The sequence below is a fragment of the Streptomyces sp. UF-297 genome, from assembly GCF_058245575.1.
Genome location: NZ_JBSIBZ010000004.1, coordinates 74928 through 98840, shown reverse-complemented (window position 1 = coordinate 98840; position 23913 = coordinate 74928). Strand labels below are relative to the sequence as shown.

The 23913-nt window shown below is 73.5% G+C and carries 20 protein-coding genes; 6 read left to right on the top strand and 14 right to left on the bottom strand.

Translation table 11 applies throughout. The features are described 5' to 3' along the window. The first annotated feature begins 96 nt into the window (after positions 1-96). The gene (locus tag AC4IJH_RS04300) at positions 97-1605 is read left to right on the top strand and encodes a DHA2 family efflux MFS transporter permease subunit (protein ID WP_490850132.1); all 1509 of its coding nucleotides are present in this window, start codon (positions 97-99) and stop codon (positions 1603-1605) included. Between the two features lie 96 nt (positions 1606-1701). Here AC4IJH_RS04300 and AC4IJH_RS04295 read toward each other — a convergent pair whose 3' ends face one another. Further along, positions 1702-2745, bottom strand: coding sequence for an EamA family transporter (locus tag AC4IJH_RS04295; RefSeq protein ID WP_490850131.1), 1044 nt, complete (start codon positions 2743-2745; stop codon positions 1702-1704). Between the two features lie 226 nt (positions 2746-2971). Between AC4IJH_RS04295 and AC4IJH_RS04290 the strand changes: the two genes are divergently transcribed. Next, positions 2972-3796 carry a hypothetical protein gene (locus AC4IJH_RS04290; RefSeq protein ID WP_490850130.1) on the top strand — a complete coding sequence of 275 codons (825 nt, stop codon included), beginning with the start codon at positions 2972-2974 and terminating at the stop codon, positions 3794-3796. Here AC4IJH_RS04290 and AC4IJH_RS04285 read toward each other — a convergent pair. Together AC4IJH_RS04285 and AC4IJH_RS04280 are read right to left on the bottom strand one after the other, a co-directional pair. Then, positions 3785-4657, bottom strand: coding sequence for an alpha/beta fold hydrolase (locus AC4IJH_RS04285; protein WP_490850129.1), 873 nt, complete (start codon positions 4655-4657; stop codon positions 3785-3787). The genes AC4IJH_RS04290 and AC4IJH_RS04285 overlap by 12 nt on opposite strands. Positions 4658-5264: 607 nt before the next feature. Continuing rightward, complete coding sequence (locus AC4IJH_RS04280) at positions 5265-5957, bottom strand: iron-dependent transcriptional repressor DtxR (RefSeq protein ID WP_490850128.1); 693 nt, start codon at positions 5955-5957, stop codon at positions 5265-5267. Positions 5958-6234: 277 nt separating this feature from the next. On the opposite strand from AC4IJH_RS04280, the gene AC4IJH_RS04275 reads away from it, so the two are divergent. Then, positions 6235-6993 carry an SIS domain-containing protein gene (locus tag AC4IJH_RS04275; RefSeq protein ID WP_490850127.1) on the top strand — a complete coding sequence of 253 codons (759 nt, stop codon included), beginning with the start codon at positions 6235-6237 and terminating at the stop codon, positions 6991-6993. A 31-nt stretch (positions 6994-7024) separates the two neighbouring features. Here the strand turns inward: AC4IJH_RS04275 and AC4IJH_RS04270 are convergent, their stop codons facing one another. Both AC4IJH_RS04270 and pdxH read right to left on the bottom strand, forming a co-directional pair. After that, complete coding sequence (locus AC4IJH_RS04270; RefSeq protein ID WP_490850209.1) at positions 7025-8323, bottom strand: PAS domain-containing protein; 1299 nt, start codon at positions 8321-8323, stop codon at positions 7025-7027. A gap of 564 nt (positions 8324-8887) precedes the next feature. Continuing rightward, positions 8888-9511: a pyridoxamine 5'-phosphate oxidase gene (gene pdxH / locus AC4IJH_RS04265; RefSeq protein ID WP_490850208.1), complete on the bottom strand. Its 624-nt coding sequence runs from the start codon at positions 9509-9511 to the stop codon at positions 8888-8890. Positions 9512-10172: 661 nt separating this feature from the next. Between pdxH and AC4IJH_RS04260 the strand changes: the two genes are divergently transcribed. Beyond that, on the top strand, positions 10173-11273 hold the full coding sequence (locus AC4IJH_RS04260; protein WP_490850126.1) for a citrate synthase 2: 1101 nt from the start codon (positions 10173-10175) through the stop codon (positions 11271-11273). A gap of 25 nt (positions 11274-11298) precedes the next feature. Here AC4IJH_RS04260 and AC4IJH_RS04255 read toward each other — a convergent pair whose 3' ends face one another. From AC4IJH_RS04255 to AC4IJH_RS04220, 8 genes are all read right to left on the bottom strand, one after another. Further along, the gene (locus AC4IJH_RS04255; RefSeq protein WP_490850125.1) at positions 11299-11925 is read right to left on the bottom strand and encodes a TetR/AcrR family transcriptional regulator; all 627 of its coding nucleotides are present in this window, start codon (positions 11923-11925) and stop codon (positions 11299-11301) included. Continuing rightward, positions 11913-12704 carry an enoyl-CoA hydratase family protein gene (locus AC4IJH_RS04250; RefSeq protein WP_490850124.1) on the bottom strand — a complete coding sequence of 264 codons (792 nt, stop codon included), beginning with the start codon at positions 12702-12704 and terminating at the stop codon, positions 11913-11915. The genes AC4IJH_RS04255 and AC4IJH_RS04250 overlap by 13 nt, the downstream gene beginning before the upstream one ends. Beyond that, the gene (locus AC4IJH_RS04245) at positions 12701-14296 is read right to left on the bottom strand and encodes a 4-coumarate--CoA ligase family protein (protein WP_490850123.1); all 1596 of its coding nucleotides are present in this window, start codon (positions 14294-14296) and stop codon (positions 12701-12703) included. The genes AC4IJH_RS04250 and AC4IJH_RS04245 overlap by 4 nt, the downstream gene beginning before the upstream one ends. Positions 14297-14386: 90 nt before the next feature. Then, positions 14387-15553, bottom strand: coding sequence for an acyl-CoA dehydrogenase family protein (locus AC4IJH_RS04240; protein WP_490850122.1), 1167 nt, complete (start codon positions 15551-15553; stop codon positions 14387-14389). Between the two features lie 184 nt (positions 15554-15737). Beyond that, complete coding sequence (locus AC4IJH_RS04235; protein WP_490850121.1) at positions 15738-17582, bottom strand: acetyl/propionyl/methylcrotonyl-CoA carboxylase subunit alpha; 1845 nt, start codon at positions 17580-17582, stop codon at positions 15738-15740. 7 nt (positions 17583-17589) lie between these two features. After that, positions 17590-19188: an acyl-CoA carboxylase subunit beta gene (locus tag AC4IJH_RS04230; RefSeq protein WP_490850120.1), complete on the bottom strand. Its 1599-nt coding sequence runs from the start codon at positions 19186-19188 to the stop codon at positions 17590-17592. After that, positions 19185-20915, bottom strand: a complete 1731-nt coding sequence (locus AC4IJH_RS04225; RefSeq protein WP_490850119.1) for an acyclic terpene utilization AtuA family protein — start codon at positions 20913-20915, stop codon at positions 19185-19187. Before AC4IJH_RS04225 ends, AC4IJH_RS04230 begins: the two co-directional genes overlap by 4 nt. Beyond that, a complete protein-coding gene (locus AC4IJH_RS04220; protein WP_490850118.1) occupies positions 20912-21784 on the bottom strand; it encodes a TIGR03084 family metal-binding protein in 873 nt (290 codons plus the stop codon). The genes AC4IJH_RS04225 and AC4IJH_RS04220 overlap by 4 nt, the downstream gene beginning before the upstream one ends. 327 nt (positions 21785-22111) lie before the next feature. Between AC4IJH_RS04220 and AC4IJH_RS04215 the strand changes: the two genes are divergently transcribed. Together AC4IJH_RS04215 and AC4IJH_RS04210 are read left to right on the top strand one after the other, a co-directional pair. After that, positions 22112-22252 (top strand): hypothetical protein, encoded by a 141-nt coding sequence (locus AC4IJH_RS04215; protein ID WP_490850117.1) that lies wholly within the window; start codon positions 22112-22114, stop codon positions 22250-22252. Then, positions 22249-22551 (top strand): hypothetical protein, encoded by a 303-nt coding sequence (locus AC4IJH_RS04210; protein ID WP_490850116.1) that lies wholly within the window; start codon positions 22249-22251, stop codon positions 22549-22551. Before AC4IJH_RS04215 ends, AC4IJH_RS04210 begins: the two co-directional genes overlap by 4 nt. 64 nt (positions 22552-22615) lie before the next feature. On the opposite strand, the gene AC4IJH_RS04205 is transcribed toward AC4IJH_RS04210, so the two are convergent. Beyond that, complete coding sequence (locus AC4IJH_RS04205) at positions 22616-23656, bottom strand: phage baseplate protein (RefSeq protein WP_490850115.1); 1041 nt, start codon at positions 23654-23656, stop codon at positions 22616-22618. Positions 23657-23913: the final 257 nt, after the last annotated feature.

Below are 23913 nucleotides of genomic sequence, written 5' to 3'. Positions count from 1 at the left end.
CGGCAGCGCTTTACGGCACTTGACCTCAAGTCAACTTGAGGAAGGAGAGTGATGCTCGAACGGCCGGATCCCGGCCGCCACGACAGGAGCCCTCCCATGCCCACGCCGCCAACTACGGCCGAAAGGCCCGCAGTCCGCCCTTCCGACGACGGCGCGAAGGTGCGCACCGGCGCCCCGGTCGGCGCCCTCGCCCTGGTCATCATCCTCGGCTCGCTGATGACCGTGCTCGACGTGACGATCGTCAACGTCGGCCTCAACCACCTCTCCCAGGACTTCCGCGCCCCGCTGAGCACCATCCAGTGGGTGGTGACCGGCTACACCCTCGCGCTGGCCACCGTCATCCCGCTCACCGCCTGGGCGGTGGGCCGGTTCGGCACCAAGCGCCTCTACATGGCCGCCATCGGCCTGTTCGCGCTCGGCTCGCTGCTCGCGGGCCTGGCCTGGAACGCCGAGTCGCTGATCGCCTTCCGCGTGGTGCAGGGGCTGGGCGGCGGCATGGTCTCGCCGGTCGGCATGACCATCATGCTCCAGGCGACCGACCCGGCCCGGCGGGGCCGGACCATGAGCCTGCTGGGCATCCCCGTCCTCATCGGCCCGTTGGCCGGGCCCGTACTGGGCGGCTACCTCGTCGACGACGTCTCCTGGCGCTGGATGTTCCTGATCAACCTGCCCGTCGGCGCGCTGGCGCTCGCGCTGGCCGCCCGCATCCTGCCGCGCGACACCGCACGGCCCAAGCGCCACCTGGACGTCCCCGGGCTGCTGATGCTCTCGCCCGGCCTGGCCCTGCTGATCTACGGGCTGAGCACCGGCGCCGAGCGCCGCGCCTTCACCGACACCGGGGCGATCCTGCCCGCCCTGCTGGGTCTGGCCCTGGTCGCCTCGTTCGTGGTGCGCGCCCTGACCACCGCGCACCCGCTGATCGACCTGCGGCTGCTGCGCGAGCGCACGTTCGGCGCGGGCGCGGGCACCCTGGCCCTGTTCGTCTGCGGCTACTTCGGCTCGGCGCTGCTGCTGCCGCTGTACTACCAGCTCGTACGGGGCCAGAGCGCGACCGGCTCCGGGCTGCTGAGCATCCCTCAGGTGCTGGCCACCGGTATCACCATGCAGATCGCCGGGCGGATGGTCGACAAGGTCGCGCCGCGCAAGCTCGTGATGAGCGGCATCACGCTGGCCGCCGCGGGCTTCCTCGCCTTCACCAGCCAGGTCGCCGCGGACACCCCGTACTGGGTCCTGATGGCCACCCTGGCCGTCATGGGAGTCGGCGTCGGGATGACGATGATGCCGACCATGGCGTCCGCGACCCGCGGCATCGAGCACGACCGGCTCCCGGTCGCCTCCACCACCTTGAGCATCATCCCGCAGCTCGCCAGCTCGGTGGGCACCGCGCTGATGTCCGTCCTGCTCGCCACCTCCATGGCCGACCGGGTGCCCGCCACCGCTACGGACGGCCTGGAAGCCCTGCACACCCTGCCGCCCGAGGCGCTGCACACCGCGGCCCCCGCCCTCGCCGACGCCTTCCAGCACACCTACCTGTGGGCCGCGGCCTTCCTCCTGCTGGCCCTGCTCCCGGCCACCCGCCTGCCCAAGCGGGCACCGCAGGGGTGAGTGCCCGTCAGGGCGAGCGCCCCTTCAGGGGCGCGGGGCTGTGTCGAGTTGCGGCTTCGCCGCGTGGGCGCGAGGAGCCCCCACCGGCCTGCAGGTTCATGACCGCGTATCCAGCCGATCCAGCCGAACGGCTTCCCGCGAAGCGCCGCGCCGCGGGCCGCCCGCCGCCACACGGGCCGTCGACGTCCCGCCCGCCGTACGGCCCGCGGCCGTCTGGGCCACGAAGGCGCCGACGAGGACGAGGACGCCGCCCGCGATCTGAGGGGCGGTCATCGCCTCACCCAGCACGGCCCACGCCAGGCCCGCGCCGACCACCGCCTCCGCGTAGGAGACGACCGCCGCCACCTGTGCCGACAGGGTGCGGGCCGCGGCCACCTTGGTGACGTACGCCAGGACCGTGCTCACCCCGACGATCCAGCCGACGAGGACCGCGGCGGGCAGCTGTGTCCCCTGCACCGGCACCGGGCCGCCGAGCACGGACCACTCGGCCTCCCAGGGGCGGGCGACGGCGGTCAGCGCGATCGCGCCCACCAGGAAGCCGTAGGACAACAGGGCCCCGGCGGGCAGGGGTTCGCGGTCGCGGTCGACGGCGCCCGCCGACATCACGAACGAGGCGGCCAGGCAGCCGGCCGCCGCCAGGGCCAGCGCGACACCGATCGCGTCGAAGGCCAGGCCCTCCCAGACCTTCACCACACACATCAGCCCCACGATCGCCAGCGCGGCGCCCAGCACGGCAGCCCGCGCCACCGGGCGGCGCTTGACGAACCTCAGCCACCCCAGCAGCAGCGCGGGCCCCAAAAACTCGATCAACAGGGCGACGCCCACCGGTACGCGCGCCACCGCGGCGAAGTAGAAGGCCTGCATCCCCGCCACCGCGAAGAGCCCGTAGGCGGCCAACTCCCGGGCCCGGCCCCGCTCCCGCAGCAGCCCGCGGTGGCGTACCGCCAGCGGCAGCATCACCAGGGCGGACAGCGCCACCCGCAGCCACGCCACGTGCAAGGGGTCCAACCCGGCCTGGATCAGCGGCTTCGCGGCCACCCCCGAGCCGCCGAAGGCCACCGCCGACACCACGGCCAGCACACCGCCCAGCCCGGTCCCCATCGGCGCCCGCGGCGCGCTCACACCCTGTTCGATCTTCATGCCGCCCACGCTGCCGGGCCGCCACTCATCGGTCCAGCGAATCTTTGCGACCACCACCTTTCAGTTCTGCTGAACGATCGCGGGCGTACGGCAGTCGATACGGCGGACGGCGGCCCGCTGCCGCGGAGTTGTCCACAGGCTTCCCCGCCGCGGGCGCGACGGGGGTAGCGTCGAGACAGTCAAGTGGGGCACACGGGCTGGGTGTTCACGGGAGGGGGTGGCCGACGTGCGACACGTGGTGACGGCATCGGCCGTGGTGACGTTGGGGGGTGCGGCCCAGGCTGCGGACGGCGGCTCGCCCGTCGCCCGTTTCCTGACCATGGCCGCGGGGCCGGTGCTGATCCTGGCCGCCCTCTGGCTCCTGCTGCGCCGTCGCTCCCGGCTGCGCGACCTGTCGGCGCCCTACGCACTTCCCCGGTCCGTCTTCGCCGCCGCGCTCCAGGACGACGAGGCCGCCCTGCGCGAGCGGGCCACCGAGGAGGTCGCCCGCCTGCGCGAGGAGACACACCGCGCCCAGGTCGCGCCGGGCCCGCGCGCACAAGCCCTCGACGCACACGCCGCGGCCGCCTCGGTGCTGGACCGCGCCAGCGGAATACCGGACCTGGCAGGCGTCTTCGCGCTGATCGCCGAGGGCCGGGCGGCCCTCGCCGGAACCACCGCCACCGCGCTCCCCCTCTGCTTCTTCCACCCCCTGCACGGCCCCGCCGCACGCCGCATACCGTGGCGCCCGCCGGGCGGCCGCAAGGACCCTCTCCCGGTGGCGGCCTGCACCGCCTGCGTCACGGCGCTGCGCACCCACCGCACCCCCGACACCCTCCCCGGCCTCGTGGACGGCCGCCCGGTCCCCTACTTCGAGGTCCCCGCCGCCCACAGCCTGTGGGCGGCCACCGGCTACGGCTCCTTCCCGTCGCCGGACTCCCTGACCGCCCGCGTTCTCCAGGCCGAAGAGGAGGCAGGAGGGAAGGCGGAAACGGAGACGGAGACGGAGACGAAGGAGGCGGGGGAAGGGCCCCGCCCCGGCCCCCGTCCGGGGAGTGGGTCAGGTCGGTAGCGTGGAGTGGAGGAAGGGTTCGATGGCGCGGCGCCATTCCTCGGGCTGCTCCCAGGGGAGCCAGTGGCCGGCGTCGGGGATCTCGGCGTAGGCGCCCTGGGGGAGGACGCGGACCATCTCCTGGGCCTCGGCACGGCCCAGTTCGCCGTCCAGGCCGCGGACCACCAGGGCGGGGCAGCGCACCTGGGCCAGCTCTTCCCAGTGGGCGTCGTGGACCCAGGTCTCGCGGGCGGTGAGCATCTGGCGACGGGAGAAGACGGGGCGCCAGCCGTCCGCCCGCTCGGCCATGACCTCGGCGAAGAACTCCCCGCGCGCGGGCTTGGGCCGCTCCAGGGTGGGGTCGTCCTCGCCGAACCACTTGCGGACGTCGGCGAGTGTGGCGAAGGGGACGGGCCAGGAGCGGAACCAGTCGGCCCACTCCCGCTGCGAGGCGGCGCCCAGGGCCGAGGCGCGCATATCACAGATGACCAGCGCGCTGACGAGTTCGGGGCGGCGGGCCGCCAGCTGCCAGGCGGTCAGCGCGCCCATGGAATGGCCGATCACTGCGGCGGGGGCCAGCCCCAGCTGCTCTATGGCAGCGGCGGCGTCGGCGACATACGCCTCGCGGTCGTACGGGCCCTCGGGGGGTTTCTCGCTGCGGCCGTGGCCCCGCTGGTCCAGGCCGACGGCGCGGTGCCGCGCGCCCAGCCAGCGCGCGGTGCCGGCCCAGTGCGAGGCGCGCCCCATCAGCCCGTGCAACAACAGCACTCCCGGGCCGCGGGCGCCCTGCACCTCGCGCCCACCGCCCTTCGGCGGGTCGGTGAACTCCCAGGCCGCGAGCCGTACATCGCCGGTCCCTGTCACGTCGATACGTCGCACCATGTGCCCTGGCACCCCCAGCCGTCCCTCGAGCAGCCCCACACTATCGAACCTCTATTCGAATATATTGCCGTCACGCCCAACACCCCTCGTTCGGGTGACCGCGCTCAAGGATTGACCGCCTCCGCCGAGGGGAGACAGCTACCGGGAGGCGGGCCCTACCGGGAAGGGGGCCCGCGGGGAAAGACCCTGAGAGCTCGGGGCTCCGGGTCTTGACGGGGGGAAATGGGGAGGCAGGGCCCCGGCTGCTCGCAGCGCCGGGGCCCTCGCCATGGAAGGCCGATCCGCACAGGCTCACCCGAGCCCCCTCCCCGACCCGAGGGAAGCGGCGGCCCGCCCTGCCGCGCCGCGCAGCTGTGCTGCGTACGCCCTCAGCCGCCCTGCCCCAGGTCTTCAGCGCACCACGTCATATGCCCGCGTACGTATGCTCAGCGCCAGCCTGACACGAGCCCGGCCGCACCGCTCGCATTCCGCCAACTCCGTTGATGAACGCGGGAGTTGACCATGCGGCGAGGCGGGCGGCCCGGTGGGCCGGACGGCGGCGGGAGAGGGACGGGGGAAGCCGGCAGAGGAAGGGGGCGGGGTGCGGGCGGGCAAAGACCGGCAGGCGTCAGCGCTTGGCGACGAAGACGTGCGAGGCGATCTCCGGCTCCAGCTCGGCCGCCTCACCGCTGCTGCCCACCAGCAGCCCGGCGGGCGACTGCGTCACACTGACCACCGCGCCCGGCTGCACACCGGCCCGCCGCAGGGTGTACATCAGCTGCGCGTCGGCCTGGATCGGCTCGCCGATGCGGCGCACCACGACCGTCTTGCCGTCGGCCCCCGGCTCCAGCTCGGTCAGGCTGACCATGCCCTCGTCCAGGAACGGGTCGGCCTCGGCCTTCTCGCCCAGCTCCTCCAGGCCCGGGATCGGGTTGCCGTACGGGGACTCCGTCGGATGGCGCAGCAGCTCCAGTACGCGGCGCTCGACCGCCTCGCTCATGACGTGCTCCCAGCGGCACGCCTCGGCGTGGACCTGCTCCCACTCCAGGCCGATGACGTCCACGAGCAGGCACTCGGCCAGGCGGTGCTTGCGCATCACGCGCGTCGCCAGCCTGCGGCCCTCCTCGGTCAGCTCCAGGTGGCGGTCCCCGGCGACCGTCACCAGGCCGTCGCGCTCCATGCGCGCCACCGTCTGGCTGACCGTCGGCCCGCTCTGCTCAAGGCGCTCGGCGATTCGGGCGCGCATGGGGACCACACCTTCCTCTTCCAGCTCCAGGATGGTGCGGAGATACATCTCCGTGGTGTCGATCAGTCCGGACATGCGTGCCCCTCGAAAGTGTCGTGCGGTGGCCCTGGACTCAATTCTGACGCATCCCACTGACAACGGTGCCGCGTCGGCACCGCCACGGGCGCGGCCGGCCGTGATCGGTCCGTGATCGCCCGTATTGACACGGCGCAGGTCCAGACCGCAACGTGATCCGCGCCACGAGTGCGCGTGCCGAGGGAGAACGCCGGCGGGAGCCGGCCGGGCGCCACGGCACAGACGCAGCACAGCCGAAGCACGCACGAAGCAGAGCCGACGAGAGGAGCCCGTCGCGATGGGCGAGAGCAACCGGCTGGCAGAGCAGTACTTCGACGCCGCGATCGACCTGCTGCGGCGGGTGCGCGACGAGGAGCACGAGCGCATCACCGCCGCCGGCGCGATGATCGCCGACACCGTCGAGGCCGACGGCCGCGTCTTCGTCTTCGGCGCCGGGCACTCCTCGCTCCCCGCCCAGGACACCGTCTACCGCGCCGGCGGCCTGGCCGTGATGAACCTGCTGTCGGTCCCGGGGGTAGTGGGCGTGGACGTACGGCCCGCGACGCTCGGCAGCGCGCTGGAGCGGGTGGACGGGCTGGCCGGCGCCGTGCTGGACACCAGCCCGCTGGAGCCGGGCGACGTGCTGATCATCATCTCCCTGTCCGGGCGCAACTCCCTGCCCGTGGAGATGGCCGTCAACGCACGCGCGCTGGGCCTGAAGGTCATCGGCCTCACCTCGGTGGCGTACGCGCAGGACACCAGGTCGCGGCACGCCTCCGGCACGTACCTCAAGGACCACTGCGACATCGTCCTGGACAGCAAGATCCCCGTCGGCGACGCGGAGTTGACGCTCCCGGGCATCGACGCGCCCTTCGCGCCCGCCTCCACGGTCGTCACCAGCGCGATCATGCAGTCCGTCGTGGCCGCGGCCGCCGGCACGCTCGCCGAGCGCGGCATCGACCCGCCGCTGCTGCGCTCGGGGAACGTCGACGGCGGCCACGAGTGGAACGGCCGCGTCATGAACCGCTACGCCGACCGGATCTACTACCGCCACTGAAGGACGCGCGCCCAGCCGGGCCCGCGGCGCCTCAGGACGGCCCGCGCACCGGCCCCGCCAGGTCCAGCGCCGCGGCGATGCGCGAGGCGACGTCCTCCGCGTAGGTGGCATCCGCGCGGTCGAACGGGCGGCGGGAGGCACCCCGCAGGAAGGTCGCCACGCCCAGGGTCCGCCCCCGGCTGCGCAGCACCACGCACAGGCCGTGCACCGTGCCCTGCGGCCACTTGCGGACCTGCGCCCACCCCTCGGCGGGCCCCGCCCCCGCGGTGGCGCGCACCGAGCCGCGGCGGTCGAAGGCCTGCAGGGCCGGATGCCCGGGGACGTACGCGAGAGGAATGCCGGTGGCCGGGGCGGGCTCGGAGGGGCCCGGCGATCCGACGGGCGAGGCGAGGGCGCGTACGAGCCGGGGCGCGCCCTCCTCCAGGGCCGCCGGGCCGTCGGTCTCCTTGGGCGAGGCGGCCAGGTCGACCAGGCCGTGGTCGGCGAACCCCGCGAGGGCGAAGTCGAGTTGGACCGCCGCCGCCTCCAGCGGGTCCTCGCACTCCCCCGCCGCCCGCCCCGCCCGGTGCAGTTGGTGGGCGCGGAAGCGCAGCAGCGAGCCCTCCCGCTCGGCCCGCTTGGCCTCGGTCACGTCCTGGAAGAGCCAGCCGACGCCGAGCGGCACCGGCTCCTCGGCCAGCGGCGAGGCCAGTCGCAGGAATCCGCAGCGCCAGCAGCGGCGCGGGTCCTCGGCCTCCTGGGACCGCAGCGTCACCCACAGCTCGGCGGCGGCCGGCGGGGCGCCCTCGGCGAGGACGTGCTGCAGGGCGCCCTCCAGCTCCTCCACGCCCTGGGCCAGCAGATCGCCCAGCGGGCGCCCGAGCATGGCCGTACGCCCCATGCCCAGGGCGCGCGCGGCGTGGGTGTTGACCACGGCGGGGCGCAGATCGGCGTCGACCAGGACCACGCCCCAGGAGGCGTCGTCGAAGAGCGCCTCGCTGAGCGCGATGGAGCGCTCCAGGTCGATCTGCGCGTGCACCTCGCTGAACGCGCAGTACACGCCCGCCGGTTGGCCCTGCGCTCCGGTCACGGCAGAGGACTGGGTGCGCACCAGCACCCGCCGCCCGTCCTTGGTCAGCAGCGCGAACTCGTGCACCTGGCGGCCCGGCGCCTGCATCGCGGCCAGCAGCCCCGCCTCGACCTCCTCGGCGTCCTCCTTGCGCACCGCCCAGCCCGAAAGGCCGGTGCGGCCCACCGCTTCCTGTGCCGTCCAGCCCAGGAGCCGCTCGGCCTCGCGGTTCCAGTGGGTGACGGTGCCGTCCGCGTCGAAGGCGCACAGGGCGGCGTCCATGCCGTCCAGCAGCGCGGCCAGCAGCCCGGAGTCCTCGCTCTCGGGGCTGTCCCGCCCGTCGGCGGATCCGGAGGAACAGCCGGACCGGGCCAAGTGGGCCGAGGAGTCCGGGCGGCCCGGCCGGCCGGACTGGGCAGCGGGCTCGGAACGGCGGGACGAAGCAGTCACTGGCACCCCCACGGGACGCGGTCGCAGGTGCTGCACGTCGGATCATTCAACTGGAACGTGACCCAGCCCACACCCGATTCGCGGAAATCGTTGCCCGGTGGAAATTCGGTTGTGGGCCCGCGGGGGGCGTTCCTAGGCTGTGGTGCACACGAGAAGGGAGGTGGTTCGGCAGATGTACGCACACCGGACGCGTGAGGTGGCTGCGGGCTAGCGGCCCGTCGCTTCACTCAGTGCAGCGCCGGACCAGCGCAGGCGATCGATGCGCAGCCGGCCAATCCCAAGCAGTCACCCGACCCGCGGGCTGCCGGTTCGTCCGACCGGCCCCTTGGCGCCACGGCGCGAGGGAGCAGCCCGCGGGTCGTCTGCGTGTGCGCCCCGCCGCGCGGGGCGCCGCTCTCAGGGCGCCAGCCGCTCCACCGACCAGCCCGTGCCCGTACGGGCGTACCGCAGCCGGTCGTGCAGCCGGTTCTGCCGCCCCTGCCAGAACTCCACCGCTTCCGCCGCCACCCGGAAGCCGCCCCAGTGCGGCGGCGCGGGCACCTGCTCGCCCTCGGGGTAGCGGTCGGTCAACTCCGCGTACGCCCGCTCCAGTTCGGCGCGCGAGCCGATGACGGAGGACTGGTCGCTGGCCCAGGCGCCCAGCTGGGAGCCGTGCGGGCGGGTGCGGAAGTAGGCGGCGGTCTCGTCGCGGCCGATGCGCTCGGCGGTGCCGGAGACGATCACCTGACGGGCGAGGGCGTGCCAGGGGAAGAGCAGGGAGACATAGGGGTTGTGTTCGAGTTCGCGGCCCTTGCGGCTGGTGTAGTTGGTGAAGAAGACGAAGCCGCGCTCGTCGACTCCCTTCAGGAGCACGGTCCGTGAGCTGGGACGGCCCCGCTCGTCCGCGGTCGAGACGACCATGGCGTTGGGCTCGTGCAGCCCGCTCGCGGCCACTTCCTTGAACCAGCGGGCGAACTGCTCGTACGGACTGCCGGCGAGGTCCGCCTCGCCCAGCCCCTCGGCGAGGTACTGCGCACGCATCGAGGCCGGATCGGGCCCGTGGTCGAAGACGGCGCCGGGGACGGCGGAGTCGGAGGCGGATGCGTCGGCGGCGGGGAATTCGGCGGGAGGCACGGGGCTATCTTGCAGCATCCGGGCGACGGCCAAGCGGCCCAGCGGCCCCCAAGGGCGGGAAGTCTGCCCTGCGTCGCCCGCCGGTAACCCTCCGGTCGGCGAATCGCGCGGTGTGCGGGATCTCACCCTTCCCCGCATGCGGTGGAACCCGCCAAAATCATCCGTCGGCCACCTGTGACCCCCGTACACCGCGAGATATCGTGTCCGGCCTGGCGTGACGAGAAGTGACGGGAACCGGGCAGTACCTTGCGCTGAGTACGCGTCAATGTCCGAGGACCGACCAACCGTGAGCGGGAATCGTCGGGTGACCAACGCCCGTGCGGGGCATCACCGGTGTGTCCGGTGCGGACCGCGAGCTGTACGGCGCAGCCGCGTAACCGCCCCGGCGCCGCACACCGGCGTCCGTGCAGCACTTCGGCACGCCCGCAGCACTTCGCACGACACCGAGAAGACCCGCCGGAACCCGCCAGACCCGTCGGAAGCCGTCGGAACCCGCCGAAGAACACAGCACACAGCACCGCGCATTGGTCACGAGCCGTATGTCGCCCACAGCTTGAGGAGCCGCCTGATGTCCGACTTCGTACCCGGACTCGAGGGAGTCGTCGCATTCGAGACGGAGATCGCCGAACCGGACAAGGAGGGCGGCGCGCTCCGCTACCGGGGCGTCGACATCGAGGATCTGGTCGGGCATGTGTCGTTCGGGAACGTGTGGGGCCTGCTGGTGGACGGCGAGTTCAACCCCGGCCTGCCGCCCGCCGAGCCCTTCCCGATCCCTGTCCACTCCGGTGACATCCGGGTGGACGTCCAGTCCGCGCTGGCCATGCTGGCACCGGTGTGGGGTCTCAAACCCCTTCTCGACATCGACGAGCGCACCGCCCGCGACAACCTCGCGCGCGCCGCCGTGATGGCGCTGTCCTACGTCGCCCAGTCGGCGCGCGGGCAGGGCCTGCCGATGGTCCCGCAGAAGGAGATCGACAAGGCGGACACCGTCGTCGAGCGCTTCATGAAGCGCTGGCGCGGCGAGCCCGACCCCAAGCACGTCGCCGCCGTCGACGCCTACTGGACCTCCGCCGCCGAGCACGGCATGAACGCCTCCACCTTCACCGCCCGCGTCATCGCCTCCACCGGCGCCGACGTGGCGGCCGCCCTGTCCGGCGCGGTCGGCGCCATGTCGGGCCCGCTGCACGGCGGGGCGCCCTCCCGCGTCCTGGGCATGATCGAGGAGATCGAGCGCACCGGCGACGCCACGGCGTACGTCAAGCAGGCCCTGGACCGCGGCGAGCGCCTGATGGGCTTCGGGCACCGTGTCTACCGCGCCGAGGACCCGCGGGCGCGGGTGCTGCGCCGTACGGCCAAGGAGCTGGGCGCGCCCCGCTTCGAGATCGCCGAGGCCCTGGAGAAGGCCGCGCTGGAGGAGCTGCACAACCGGCGGCCCGACCGCGTGCTGGCCACCAACGTGGAGTTCTGGGCGGCGATCATGCTCGACTTCGCCGAGGTGCCCGCGCACATGTTCACCTCGATGTTCACCTGCGCGCGCACGGCCGGCTGGTCCGCGCACATCCTGGAGCAGAAGCGCACCGGACGCCTGGTGCGCCCCTCGGCCAAGTACGTGGGCCCGGGGCCGCGCGACCCGCGCGAGGTGGGCGGGTTCTGCGACATCGCACGCTGAGTACGGGTGCCCGGGGGCGGGCACCTCACCCCGCCCCCAGCACCCCGCCCAGAATCCGCGCCCACTGCTCCACCACCCGCTCCCGGCGCGCCCCGTCGTCCGTGAGCAGGTTCGCCAGGCCCAGCCCCCGCGCCATGTCGAGCAGCCCCTGGACCGTCTCGCGCACGCCCGGCACGCTCTCGTCCGCGCCCAGCAGCTCGACGGCCGTACGGTGTGCCTCCCGCCCCACCCGCGCCTCAAGGGCCGTGACCCGCTCGCGCAGTTGGGGCTCGTCGCAGGCCGCCACCCACAGGTGCAGCGCGGCCCGGAACAGCGGCCCGGTGTAGAGCGCGACGATCTCCTCGACGATGATCCACGTACGGGCCGCCGAGCTCTTGTCGGGGAGGTGGTGCGCGAGCTCCTCCAGCGCGCGGCGCCGCTCCACCGCGACATGCTCGACGGCCGCGGTGAACAGGTCCTCCCGGGTACGGAAGTGGTGCTGGGCCGCGCCCCGGGAGACCCCGGCCCGCTCGGCGACGACGGAGACCGTGCTGCCGCTCCAGCCGCGCTCGGCCAGACAGGAGACGGCGGCTTCGAGGAGCCTGCGGCGGGTGGCGCGGCTGCGCTCCTGCTGCGGCTCCTTGGGCGGGGGCGTGGAGGTCACCGTACCCATGCCGGTTCCCGTCGCTGGAGAAAGGCGGTCATGCCCTCGCGGGCCTCCGCCGAGGCGAAGAGGCGGGCCGACTGCTCGGCCAGTTGCTCCGTGTCGCGGTCCAGGGCCCGCAGCACCCCGGCGGTCACCAGCTTCTTGGACTCGGCCAGGCCCTGCGGGGACCCCTTGCGCAGCCCGTCCAGTACGGGCGACAGCGCCGCGTCGACGCCCTGCGCACCTTCGTCCTGCGCCGCCAGCGTCACCAGCCCGATACGGGCCGCCTCCGCCGCGCCGAAGCGCTCGCCGGTGAGGTAGTAGCGGGCCGCGGCGCGCGCGTCCAGGCGCGGCAGCAGCGGCATGGAGATGACCGCGGGCGCCAGGCCCAGACGGGCCTCGGTGAAGGCGAAACTGGCGCCGGGCCCGGCCGCCGATATGTCGCAGGCCCCCAGCAGCCCGAGCCCTCCGGCGCGTACGTGCCCGGTGACCCGGGCCACCACCGGCTTGGGCAACTCCACGACCGCGCGCAGCAGTCGGACCAGGCCCAGCGGCCCGGCGGTCGCGGCGCCGCCCTGGGTGGCCTCCGAGAGATCGGCCCCCGCGCAGAAGGTCGTGCCGGTGTGCGTGAGCAGGACGGCCCGGGTGTCCGGGGAGCGGCCCGCCTCCTCCAGCGCCTGGTGCAGCTGGCTCGTCAGGCGCGCGGAGAGGGCGTTGCGGTTGTGCGGGGAGTCCAGGGTGAGGGTGGTGATGCCGCGGTCGTGGGCGCGGTGCACCAGGGGCTGTTCGGGCTGCGACGGTGTCATGTGGCGCTGCTGCTCCTTTCCCTGGCGCGCAGTTCGCGGCGCAGGATCTTGCCGGTGGTGGCCCGCGGCACGGATTCGGTGAACTCCACCCTGCGTACCTTCTTGTACGGTGCGACCTGCGCGGCAACGTACGCGATCACATCGTCCTCGGTGAGGCCCGCCCCCGTCCTGAGCACGACGAAGGCCTTGGGGACCTCGTTGCCGTCCTCGTCCGGCACGCCGATGACCGCGGCGTCCGCGATCGCCTCGTGCGCGAGCAGTACGGCCTCCAGGTCGGCGGGGGCGACCTGGTACCCCTTGTATTTGATCAACTCCTTGACGCGGTCGACGACATAGAGCCAGCCGTCGCCGTCCACGTGCCCCACGTCGCCGGTGTGCAGCCAGCCCTCGGCGTCGATGACCGCCGCGGTCTCCTCGGGCCGGTCCAGGTAGCCCTTCATGACCTGCGGCCCGGTGATGAGGATCTCGCCGTCCTCGCCGGGGCCCAGGTCCTTCTCGTCGCCCGGCGCCGCGTCCAGCGGCCGGATGCGCATCCGGGTGCTGGGCAGCAGCCGGCCGACCGCTCCCGGGGGCGGGTTCTTCTCGCTGAGCGGCACCACGTGCGTGCCGGGGGAGAGTTCGGTCATCCCGTACGCCTGGAGCAGCGGCCGGATGCCCAGCCGCCGGGCGCAGGCCTCGGCGAGCCCGGCGTCCAGCGGGGCGGCGGCGCTGACCAGGTACTCCAGCGAGGAGAGGTCGTAGCGCTCCACGGAGGGGTGTTTGGCCAGGGCGAGCGCGATGGGCGGGGCGATGTAGACGGCGTTGGCGCGGTGGCCTTCGATGGCGCCGAGGAACTGCTCCAGGTCGAAGCGGGGCAGCACGATGACCGTGGCGCCTTTGCGCAGCGGGGCGTTGAGCAGCGCGGTGAGCCCGTAGATGTGGAAGAAGGGCAGCACGGCCAGGATGCGGTCGCCGGGCCTGCTGGCGATCAGCGCGTCCAGCTGGACGAGGTTGGTGGCCACGCTGCGGTGGGTGAGCATCACGCCCTTGGGCAGGCCGGTGGTGCCGGAGGAGTACGGCAGGACGGCCAGGTCCTGTGCCGGGTCGAGGGTGACGGCGGGCTCGGGGGCGGTGCAGGCGAGCATGTCCGAAACCGACCGGTGGCCCTCGGCGCTGTCGCACACGAAGATCTCGGTGACCCCGCCGGACTGTTCGGCCGCCGTGCGCGCCGTCTCCAGCAGCGGTGAGACGGTCACGATCCAGCGCGCCTTGGAGTCGCGCAGCTGCTGGGCGAGTTCCTTGGCGGTGGCCAGGGGGTGGACGGGGGTGATTGCGGCGCCGCAGCGCGAGGCGGCGTAGAACACCATCGGGTACGCGAGGCTGTTGGGGCTGTGCAGGGCCACCGCGTCGCCCTTGCGGACCCCGGCGTCCGCGAGCGCGGCCGCGATCCTGCGGGTGGCGTGATCCAGCTCGGCGTAGGTGACGGACCTGCCGTCCACCCCGTCGATCAGGGCGGTGCGCTGGGCGTGCTCGACGGCCGAGCGCCCCAGCACGGCCTCGTGGATGGGCAGTTCGACGGGCGTGACATCCGAGTAATCGCTGCTGAAGACCATGGCCATCCCCTTCGGCGGACTGCTGCGGCGCCGACGGCGAGCCGGCGCCTGTGAGCAGCATCGTTGTTCCCCGTAGGAATTGGGGAGACCTCAGTACGACTTGGGCAGCCCCAGGGACTGATGCGAGACGAAGTTGAGGATCATCTCGCGGCTCACGGGGGCGATGCGGGCCACCCGCGCCGCCGTGATCATCGAGGCGAGCCCGTACTCGCGGGTGAGGCCGTTGCCGCCCAGGGTGTGCACCGCCTGGTCGACGGTCTTCACGGCGGCCTCGGCGGCGGCGTACTTGGCCATGTTGGCGGCCTCGCCGGCCGCCAGGTCCTCGCCCGCGTCGTAGAGACGGGCCGCCTTGTGCATCATCAGCCGGGCGAGTTCGATCTCGATGTGGCACTGCGCGAGGGGGTGCGCGATGGCCTGGTGGGCGCCGATGGGCTCCCTCCAGACCTGGCGGGTGCGGGCGTAGTCCACGGCGCGCTCCAGCGCGTGGCGGGCCATGCCCAGCGCGAAGGCGGCGGTCATGATGCGCTCGGGGTTCAGGCCGGCGAAGAGCTGGAGCAGCCCGGCGTCCTCGTCGCCGACGAGGGCCTCGGCGGGCAGCCGCACCTCGTCCAGGGCCAGCTCGAACTGCTTTTCCGGCGCGGCCAGTTCCATGTCGATCCGGCTGCGTCCGAAGCCGGGGGCCTCGCGCGCGACGATGAACAGGCAGGGCTTGAGCTTGCCGGTACGGGCGTCCTCGGCGCGGCCCACGATCAATGTGGCGTCGGCGATGTCGACGCCGGAGATGAAGACCTTGCGGCCGGTCAGGACCCAGTCCGTGCCGTCGCGGCGGGCGGTGGTGGTGATGCGGTGGGAGTTGGAGCCCGCGTCGGGCTCGGTGATGCCGAAGGCCATGGTGCGGCTGCCGTCGGCCAGGCCCGGCAGCCACCGGCGCTTCTGCTCCTCGGTGCCGAAGCGGGCGATGACGGTGCCGCAGATGGCGGGCGAGACGACGAGCATCAGCAGCGGACAGCCCGCCGCGCCCAACTCCTCCAGCACGATGGACAGTTCGGCTATCCCGCCGCCGCCTCCGCCGTACTCCTCGGGGAGGTTGACGCCGAGATAGCCGAGCTTGGCGGCCTCGGCCCACAGTTCGTCGGGGTGTTTGCCGGTACGCACCACTTCGGCGAAGTAGCCGCGCCCGTACCGCTTGCCCAGCGCGGCCACCGCGGCCCGCAGCGCGCGGTGTTCGGCGGTTTCGATCACGGAGGTGCCGGTCATGGAGGTCTCCTTGGTGCTCGATGACGAGGTACTCGGTGACGAGCCACTGAGCGGCCCTGCCGGGGTCCGGTGCGGTTCGGCCGTGCCCACAAGGGGCGCGGGGCCGCGTCGATATGCGGCCCCGCCGCGTGGGCGCGACCAGCCACGGCGCGCCCGCGCACGGCACACCGCGCCCAGCGGACGCTCAGGTGACGACGGCGAGCAGGGCGCCCATCTCGACCTGCGCGCCCGGCTCGGCGTGCAGGGCCGTCAGGGTGCCGGAGGAGGGTGCGGTGATCCGGTGTTCCATCTTCATCGCCTCCAGCCACAGCAGCGGCTGGCCCGCTTCGACGCGGCTGCCCTGCGCCAGGCCGGGGGCGAGGCGGACCACAGTGCCGGGCATGGGCGCGAGCAGCGACCCGGGTTCGGTGCGGGCGGCCGGGTCGGCGAAGCGCGGCAGGAGGGTGAGCGCGGTGCTCCCGGCGTACACCCGGTCCCCGTAGGCGGCGATGGGGAACTTGCGTTCCACGCCCGCCACTTCCAGGACGACCAGGTCCCGCGCCACGCTCACCACCCGTGTCCCCTCCGCGCTCGGGCCCTGGCGGGTGTGCCGGTAGCGGACCTCGTGCTCGGTGCCGTCCGGCTCACTGCGGTAGCGCTTGACCTGGGGCCGGGAGGGTACGTTGCGGAAGCCGCCGAAGCGCGAGCTGCCGTGTGCGTCGGCCAGGGCCGCGGCCAAGGGGGCGTACGGGTCCGGGTCCGGGGCGGTCAGCGCCTCCAGGTGCCGCTCGTAGAACCCGGTGTCCAGGCGGGCCGCGGCGAACTCCGGGTGCCGCAGGGACCGTACGAGCAGCTCCCGGTTGGTCACCGGGCCGTGGACCGCGGCCCGCTCCAGGGCTGCCGCCAGCGTGCGGACGGCCTCGGCGCGGGTGGGTGCGCAGGCGATGACCTTGGCGAGCATCGCGTCGTAGTGGACGCCGACCGTGTCGCCGTCGGCGTACCCGGAGTCCAGGCGCACCCCGTCCGGCACCCGCAGGCGGTGCAGGGTGCCGGTCTGCGGCGCCCAGCCGTTCGCCGGGTCCTCCGCGTACAGCCGGGCCTCGACGGCGTGCCCGCGCGCGGCCGGCGGTGCGCCCTCCAGCGCCGCGCCCTCCGCGATCCGCAGTTGCAGCGCCACCAGGTCGAGGCCGAACACCGCCTCGGTGACGGGGTGTTCGACCTGGAGGCGGGTGTTCATCTCCAGGAAGTGCGCCCGCCCGTCGGCGACCAGGAACTCGACCGTGCCCGCCCCCTGATAGCCGGTGGCGCGGGCGGCCCGTACGGCCATCTCGTGCAGCGTGCCGGTCAGTTCGCCGCCCAGGCCGGGCGCCGGGGCCTCCTCGATCACCTTCTGGTGGCGGCGCTGGAGGCTGCAGTCACGGGTGCCGAGCGCCCAGACCGCGCCGTGCGCATCGGCCATGATCTGCACCTCGACATGGCGGCCGCCCTCCACATACGGCTCGACGAAGACCTCGCCGTCCCCGAAAGCGCTCAGCGCCTCCGCACGGGCGGCGGCCAGCGCGCCGTCCAGTTCGGCCAGTTCGCGCACCACGCGCATGCCGCGCCCGCCGCCCCCGGCCGCCGCCTTGACCAGCACCGGCAGGTCCTTGTCGGTGACCTCGCCCAGCGGGGCCAGGCCCATCAGCTCCTTCGCGCGCGTCTTGGAGGCCATCAGCTCGATCGCCTCGGGCGGCGGGCCGACCCACACCAGCCCGGCGTCGAGCACCGCGCGGGCGAAGGAGGCGTTCTCGGAGAGGAAGCCGTAGCCGGGGTGGACCGCGTCGGCGCCGGCGGCCAGCGCCGCCTTCACCACGAGGTCACCGCGCAGGTAGGTGTCCGCGGGCGCCGCGCCGGGCAGCCGCACGGCCGTGTCCGCCTGCCGTACGTGCAGCGCCCCGGCGTCCGCGTCGGAGTACACCGCGACGGTGGCGATGCCCCGTTCGCGGCAGGTACGGAAGATCCGGCAGGCGATCTCGCCGCGGTTGGCGACGAGCAGGGTCTGGAGGGTCATCGGGGCCTCACATCCGGAAGACGCCGAAGCCGCCGCGCGCGCCCTCGACCGGTGCCGTGTGGATCGCGGACAGGCACAGTCCCAGGACCGTGCGCGTGTCGCGGGGGTCGATGACCCCGTCGTCGTACAGCCGCCCCGACAGGAACATCGGCAGCGACTCCGCCTCGATCTGCTGCTCGACCATCGCGCGCAGACCGGCGTCCGCCTCCTCGTCGTAGGGCTGCCCCTTGGCGGCGGCCGAGGCGCGGGCGACGATCGAGAGCACGCCCGCGAGCTGCTGCGGCCCCATCACCGCGGACTTGGCGCTGGGCCAGGCGAAGAGGAAGCGCGGGTCGTAGGCGCGCCCGCACATGCCGTAGTGCCCGGCGCCGTAGGAGGCGCCCATCAGGACGCTCAGGTGCGGGACCTTCGAGTTGGACACCGCGTTGATCATCATCGAGCCGTGTTTGATGATGCCGCCCTGCTCGTACTCCTTGCCGACCATGTAGCCGGTGGTGTTGTGCAGGAAGAGCAGCGGGATGTCGCGCTGGTTGGCCAGCTGGATGAACTGGGCGGCCTTCTGGGACTCCGCGCTGAAGAGCACGCCCTGCGCGTTGGCCAGCACGCCCACCGGGTAGCCGTGCAGCTGGGCCCAGCCCGTGGCCAGGCTGGGTCCGTACAGCGGTTTGAACTCGTCGAAGTCCGAGCCGTCCACGATGCGCGCGATGACCTCGCGCGGGTCGAAGGGCACCTTCAGGTCGTCGGGGACGACGCCCAGCAGCTCCTCCTCGTCGTACTTCGGAGGCGGCGCGAGGGGCGGATCGCTGTGCGCCTTGCGCCAGTTGAGGCGGGCGACGACGCGCCGGGCCTGGCGCAGCGCGTCCGGCTCGTCCAGGGCGAAGTAGTCGGCGAGACCGGAGGTGCGGGCGTGCATCTCGGCGCCGCCCAGCGACTCGTCGTCGCTCTCCTCGCCCGTCGCCATCTTCACCAGCGGCGGCCCGCCGAGGAAGACCTTGGCCCGCTCCTTGACCATGATCACGTGGTCGGACATGCCGGGGATGTACGCGCCTCCGGCGGTCGAGTTGCCGAAGACGACGGCGACGGTGGGGATGCCGGCGGCCGAGAGCCGGGTGATGTCCTTGAACAGCGCCCCGCCCGGGATGAAGATCTCCTTCTGGCTGGGCAGATCGGCGCCCCCTGACTCCACCAGCGAGACGACCGGCAGCCGGTTGGCGAAGGCGATCTCGTTGGCGCGCAGGGCCTTCTTGAGCGTCCAGGGGTTGGAGGCACCGCCGCGTACGGTCGGGTCGCTCGCGGTGACCAGGCACTCCACACCCTCGATCACGCCGATCCCGGTGACCAGCGAGGCACCCACCGCGTAATCGCTGCCCCAGGCCGCCAGCGGCGACAGCTCCAGGAAGGGCGTGTCGGGGTCCAGCAGCAGTTCGATACGCTCGCGCGCCAGCAGCTTGCCGCGCCGGTGGTGCCGCTCGACGTACTTCTCACCGCCCCCGCCGACCGCCTTGGCGTGCTCCTCGCGCAGCTGATCCAGCTTGGCGAGCATCGCCGCGCGGTGGGCGGCGAATTCGGGACTCCGGGCATCCAGCGCGGTGCCGAGCACGGTCACAGGAGTACCTCCGGTATCTCCAGGTGGCGGGCGCGCAGCCACTCGCCGACGGCCTTGGCCTGGGGGTCGAAGCGGGCGCGGGAGGCGACGCCCTGGCCGAGCAGGCCGTCCACGACGAAGTTCAGCGCGCGCAGGTTGGGCAGGACGTGCCGGGTGACGGACAAGTCGGCTGTCTCCGGGAGGAGTTGGCGCAAGCGGTCCACGGTCAGCTCGTGGGCGAGCCAGCGCCAGGCGGGGTCGGTAGGGGCCCACACCCCGACGTTCGCCGAGCCGCCCTTGTCGCCGCTGCGGGCCCCGGCGACCAGGCCGAGGGGGGCGCGGCGGGTGGGTCCTGGGAGGGGGGCCGGGTCGGGCGGCGGGGGTTCCGGCAGTGGCTCCAGCTCCCGGGTTCGCGGGGCCGGCGGGATCTCGGCCCGGCGCCCGTCGGGCAGTACGGCGGTGTGCGCCACCGTGTCCGCGCCGACGTAGGCCGCCTCGAAGATCCCGTACGGCTCGCCCTTGCCCGGCGGCGCGGTGACATGGAATCCGGGGTAGCTCGACAGCGCCAGCTCGATCGCCGCGCCGCTGATCACCCGGCCGACCGCGTCCTGCTCGGCGTCGCGCACCACCAGCCGCAGCAGGGCACTGGCCTCCTCCTGGGCGGCCGCGTCCGGGCGATCGGTGCGCGCCAGCGTCCAGCCGACCTGCTGGGGGCGCCGCTCGACCGCGTCGAAGGCGGCCTCCATCTGGTCGCGTACGAGGGCGGCCTTGGCGTCGATGTCCAGGCCGGTCAGCACGAAGGTGACCTCGTTGCGCCAGCCGCCCAGGCGGGTCAGCCCGACCTTGAGGGCGGGCGGCGGCGCCTCGCCGCGCACGCCGTCGATGCGGACCCGGTCCGGGCCCTGCTGGGTGAGCCGTACGGTGTCCAGGCGCGCGGTCACATCCGGCCCGGCGTAGCGGGCGCCGGCCGTCTCGTACAGGAGCTGTGCGGTGACGGTGCCGGTGGTGACCGCGCCGCCGGTCCCCGGGTGTTTGGTGATCACCGAGGTGCCGTCGGCGTGGATCTCGGCGAGCGGGAAGCCGGGGCGGCGCAGGTCCGTTCCGCCTTCCCCCGCTTTTCCCCTCAGCTCGCCGAAGAAGGCGTAGTTGCCCCCGGTGGCCTGGGCGCCGCACTCCAGCACATGCCCGGCGACCACCGCGCCCGCCAGCCGGTCCCAGTCCCCGGGGCCCCAGCCGAAGTGTGCCGCCGCCGCGCCGCTGACCAGCGCGGCGTCGGTGACCCTGCCGGTGACCACCACGTCGGCACCGGCCCGCAGACACGCGGCGATGCCGCCGCCGCCCAGGTAGGCGTTGGCGCTCAGCACGCCCTCGCCCCAGCCCCCGCGCGCCAGCAGGTCGTCGCCCTCCACATGCGCCACCCGCACCGGCAGCCCGGTTCGCTGCGCCAACTCCCGTACGGCATCGGCCAGTCCGGCCGCATTGAGCCCGCCCGCGTTGGTGACGATGCGTACGCCGCGCTCGACGGCCAGCGCCAGGCTCTCCTCCAGCTGCCGCAGGAAGGTGCGGGCGTAGCCGCGCGAGGGGTCCTTCAGGCGGTCCCGGCCCAGGATGAGCATGGTCAGTTCGGCGAGGTAGTCGCCGGTGAGGACGTCCAGGGGGCCGCCGGTGAGCATCTCCTCCAGCGCGTCGAAGCGGTCGCCGTAGAAGCCGGAGGCGTTGCCGATGCGCAGCGGACCGTCCGCGCTCACGCCGCGCCTCCCCCGGATGCGCCGCCGGACGGCCGGCCGTCCGGCCCCGGCCTGTCCGCCCCTGGCCCGTCCGCCCCTGGCCCGTCCGGCTTGGGCTGCCGCCCCTTGCCGGGCGGCCCGGCGAAGGCCTGCGCGATGCCCAACCACCTCTCGGCGTCCGCCCCTTCGGCCCGTACGTCCACGTCCCCGCGGTGTACGCGCTGGGTGACCAGCAGACAGAAGTCCAGCGCCGTGCCCGTCACCCGCTGCCCGGCGCCCTCGGGCCCGTACGTCCACAGCGACCCGTCCGGCGCCCGCAGCTCGACCCGGAACTCGCCCTCGGGCGGCGTCAGTCCATGGACGGCGTAGGAGAAGTCGCGGGCCCGCACCCCGATCCTGGCCACATGCCGCAGCCGGGCGGTCGGTGTGCGCCGCACCCCCAGCGCGTCGGCGACGTCCTGGCCGTGCGCCCAGGTCTCCATCAGCCGCCCGGTCGCCATCGAGGCGACGCTCATCGGCGGCCCGTACCAGGGGAGTCTGGCGCCGTCCGTGCGCGCGGCCAGCACCCTCGCCAGCTCCGTGCGGCCCGCCCGCCAGCGCGCCAGCAGCTCGCCGGGCGGCGTCCGCGCCCCGCGCTCGGCGCCCTCGTCGACGAACGTTCCCGGTGAGGCCAGGGCCTGTTGCACCGCCGCGCGGAAGCCGTCCGGGTCGGTGGCGGACAGCAGCGCCTGGTCGTCCGTCCATGCCAGGTGGGCGATCTGGTGGGCGATGCTCCAGCCGGGCGCGGGGGTGGCCAACGCCCAGCGCTCCGGCGGCAGTCCGGCGACCAGCGCGTCCAGCTCCGCGCCCTCGTCGCGGAGATCAACCAGTACGGCACTGGAATCGGCCATTCCGCGCTCCCCTCATCCCGCTTCCGTACGGTCAACACGCCTGCCGAATATGGCCTGTTGGCGCAAGATCGTGTCCGGACACCAGCGGTGCGGACTCCGAGCGTGGCAGCGCCCCGAGAAACAATCAAGCACGCCTGCATGATTCTCGGGACGAAATACTGACCGATTCGCGACCAAGACACCCGATTCCTGGGCAAGAAGCGTTGGCCTTGGCTTGCGCCGAGCCGCCCGCTACTGACGCGAGATCCGCCAAAACACCTCCGTACCGCCGCCGCCCGTAGGATTCTTGGACCCGACGACCACGCGCCGCGCACAAGGGGGCCGAAGGTGAGCGACAACGGCATGCCGCCGGAGACGACCTGCGAGGACTGCGGCGGCAGCGGCTCGGTCGAGTGGGAGACCTCGGGCGGCAACGCCACCACGACCCAGTGCTCCGGCTGCGCGGGGACCGGAACGGTGCCGGCATGAACCACCAGCAGACCTCCAACAAGCACCCCCGGCTGCCCGCCGAGTACGTCGGCAAGGCGCCCTGCTGCAACTGCGGCAAAGAGCCCATGAAGCTCCCCGGCAGCGGCGGCGGCCTGTGCATCCCCTGCTACGCCGCCGAGCGGGTCACCCACCCGCACCGCACCCGCAGCGGCTGGACCTCCGCGAACTTCGTCTCCGACCCCTGCCTGGCCTGCGGCAGCCGCGCCGTCGACGCCAACGGCTGGGCCTTCTGGTGCGACAACTGCCATATGCAGGTGGCGGTGGCGCTGCCGTATTAGTCCTGGGCCGTATTTGTCCTGGTGCGGGCCCTTAGCTCGGCTACGCCCGCAGCCCGTACGGCGGTTAGGCCCGCAGCCCGTACAGCGAATAGCGCCGCCCGCGCGGCGGCCCCGAGGTGAAGCCCACGCACAGCCGCGTCCCGCCCCCGCGCAGCATCGCCAGCCCCTCCGGCTCGCGCGGATGGAGCTGGCGGCCGACCTCGGTGCGCACGACCTGCACCACCTTGCCCGAGCGCAGGTCGAAGCGGAACAGCCGGGTGTTGCCGCGCCCGGAGCGCGGGTTGCCCGCCCCGTAGCCGGTCCCCGTCATCTGGTACGCGTACTCGCCGCACAGCGTCATCCCCTGGAAGGGCGGCAGCGGACGGGAGGCGGGCTGCGGGTAGTCGGCCAGCGGGCGGAAGTCGTGGGCGGCGAAGCGGCGCAGGTCGTAGACGGCGTAGCGGTAGCCGCCGTCGCGGCGGTAGCGCAGCAGCAGGCGCCGGGTGTGCGGGTCGATGGCCGGGTGGTTCTTCGTGGTCCCCGGTTTGGGGCGGAAGGTCTCCAGCAGCGGGTCGGTGGCGCGCAGTACGGCGCCCGGCCGGAAGCGGAAGCGGCAGATGCCGCGCCCGTAGCCGGAGGCCGGGTTGGCGTCCCACTCGGTCCACAGCACGGGGCCGCCGCGCGCCCGGTCGTCCACGCCGAGCGCGCCGCCGTGGCCGAAGCCGGTGAGGTACATGTGCGCGAGGCGGGTGCCGGTCATCGTGAGCTGGTTCAGGCACAGGTCGCCGCGGATCGCGCGCTCGGCGTGGGTGTAGGTGCGCCGCTCGCCGTGCAGCCGTACGCCGCCCTCGACGACCTGGAGGGCGTAGAGGTGGCCGCGGCTCTCGTCGAAGGCGAAGGACTGCAGCACGGTGGAGTGGTGCAGCCGCCCGCCCTCGATCAGCGGCTGCCCCTGCGCCCGCAGGTCGATCCCGGTCCGCCCGGCGTGCTGCTCGCTCACCTCCAGGGGCGGTTCGGCGTACGGGGGCAGCTGGGTCGCGTACGCGGGTACGGACCCCATCCGCAGCCCTCCGGCGGCCGCCGCGCCACCGAGCATCAGCACCTGCCTGCGTCCGAGCGGTCCCATGACTGCGGCCTTTCCGGCTAGTGTCCGCGCGAATCCCTACGATCACCTTCATAACCGGAACAGAACGCTTTTTGGCTTACGACACTCCTCCGCCGCTTTCCCGCGCCGCCGAATTGGCACGGCTGCCGCTATTTCGCATGCCGGAAATTCCGTCCGGCGGCCGCCGCCCCTGGCAAGGAGCGGGGAATTCCGCTTACCACCCCTGCCCGCACTCCCCCGCACCGCCCCTGACGTGCGCCTCCTGCTCGCCGCACCGG

Excerpts from the sequence above, each read along its gene's own strand:
- AC4IJH_RS04300 (WP_490850132.1), top strand. The coding sequence starts at position 97 with ATGCCCACGCCGCCAACTACGGCCGAAAGGCCCGCAGTCCGCCCTTCC.
- AC4IJH_RS04295 (WP_490850131.1), bottom strand. The coding sequence starts at position 2,745 with ATGAAGATCGAACAGGGTGTGAGCGCGCCGCGGGCGCCGATGGGGACC.
- AC4IJH_RS04285 (WP_490850129.1), bottom strand. The coding sequence starts at position 4,657 with ATGGTGCGACGTATCGACGTGACAGGGACCGGCGATGTACGGCTCGCG.
- AC4IJH_RS04280 (WP_490850128.1), bottom strand. The coding sequence starts at position 5,957 with ATGTCCGGACTGATCGACACCACGGAGATGTATCTCCGCACCATCCTG.
- AC4IJH_RS04275 (WP_490850127.1), top strand. The coding sequence starts at position 6,235 with ATGGGCGAGAGCAACCGGCTGGCAGAGCAGTACTTCGACGCCGCGATC.
- AC4IJH_RS04270 (WP_490850209.1), bottom strand. The coding sequence starts at position 8,323 with ATGGACGCCGCCCTGTGCGCCTTCGACGCGGACGGCACCGTCACCCAC.
- pdxH (WP_490850208.1), bottom strand. The coding sequence starts at position 9,511 with ATGCGTGCGCAGTACCTCGCCGAGGGGCTGGGCGAGGCGGACCTCGCC.
- AC4IJH_RS04260 (WP_490850126.1), top strand. The coding sequence starts at position 10,173 with ATGTCCGACTTCGTACCCGGACTCGAGGGAGTCGTCGCATTCGAGACG.
- AC4IJH_RS04255 (WP_490850125.1), bottom strand. The coding sequence starts at position 11,925 with ATGGGTACGGTGACCTCCACGCCCCCGCCCAAGGAGCCGCAGCAGGAG.
- AC4IJH_RS04250 (WP_490850124.1), bottom strand. The coding sequence starts at position 12,704 with ATGACACCGTCGCAGCCCGAACAGCCCCTGGTGCACCGCGCCCACGAC.
- AC4IJH_RS04245 (WP_490850123.1), bottom strand. The coding sequence starts at position 14,296 with ATGGTCTTCAGCAGCGATTACTCGGATGTCACGCCCGTCGAACTGCCC.
- AC4IJH_RS04240 (WP_490850122.1), bottom strand. The coding sequence starts at position 15,553 with ATGACCGGCACCTCCGTGATCGAAACCGCCGAACACCGCGCGCTGCGG.
- AC4IJH_RS04235 (WP_490850121.1), bottom strand. The coding sequence starts at position 17,582 with ATGACCCTCCAGACCCTGCTCGTCGCCAACCGCGGCGAGATCGCCTGC.
- AC4IJH_RS04220 (WP_490850118.1), bottom strand. The coding sequence starts at position 21,784 with ATGGCCGATTCCAGTGCCGTACTGGTTGATCTCCGCGACGAGGGCGCG.
- AC4IJH_RS04210 (WP_490850116.1), top strand. The coding sequence starts at position 22,249 with ATGAACCACCAGCAGACCTCCAACAAGCACCCCCGGCTGCCCGCCGAG.
- AC4IJH_RS04205 (WP_490850115.1), bottom strand. The coding sequence starts at position 23,656 with ATGGGACCGCTCGGACGCAGGCAGGTGCTGATGCTCGGTGGCGCGGCG.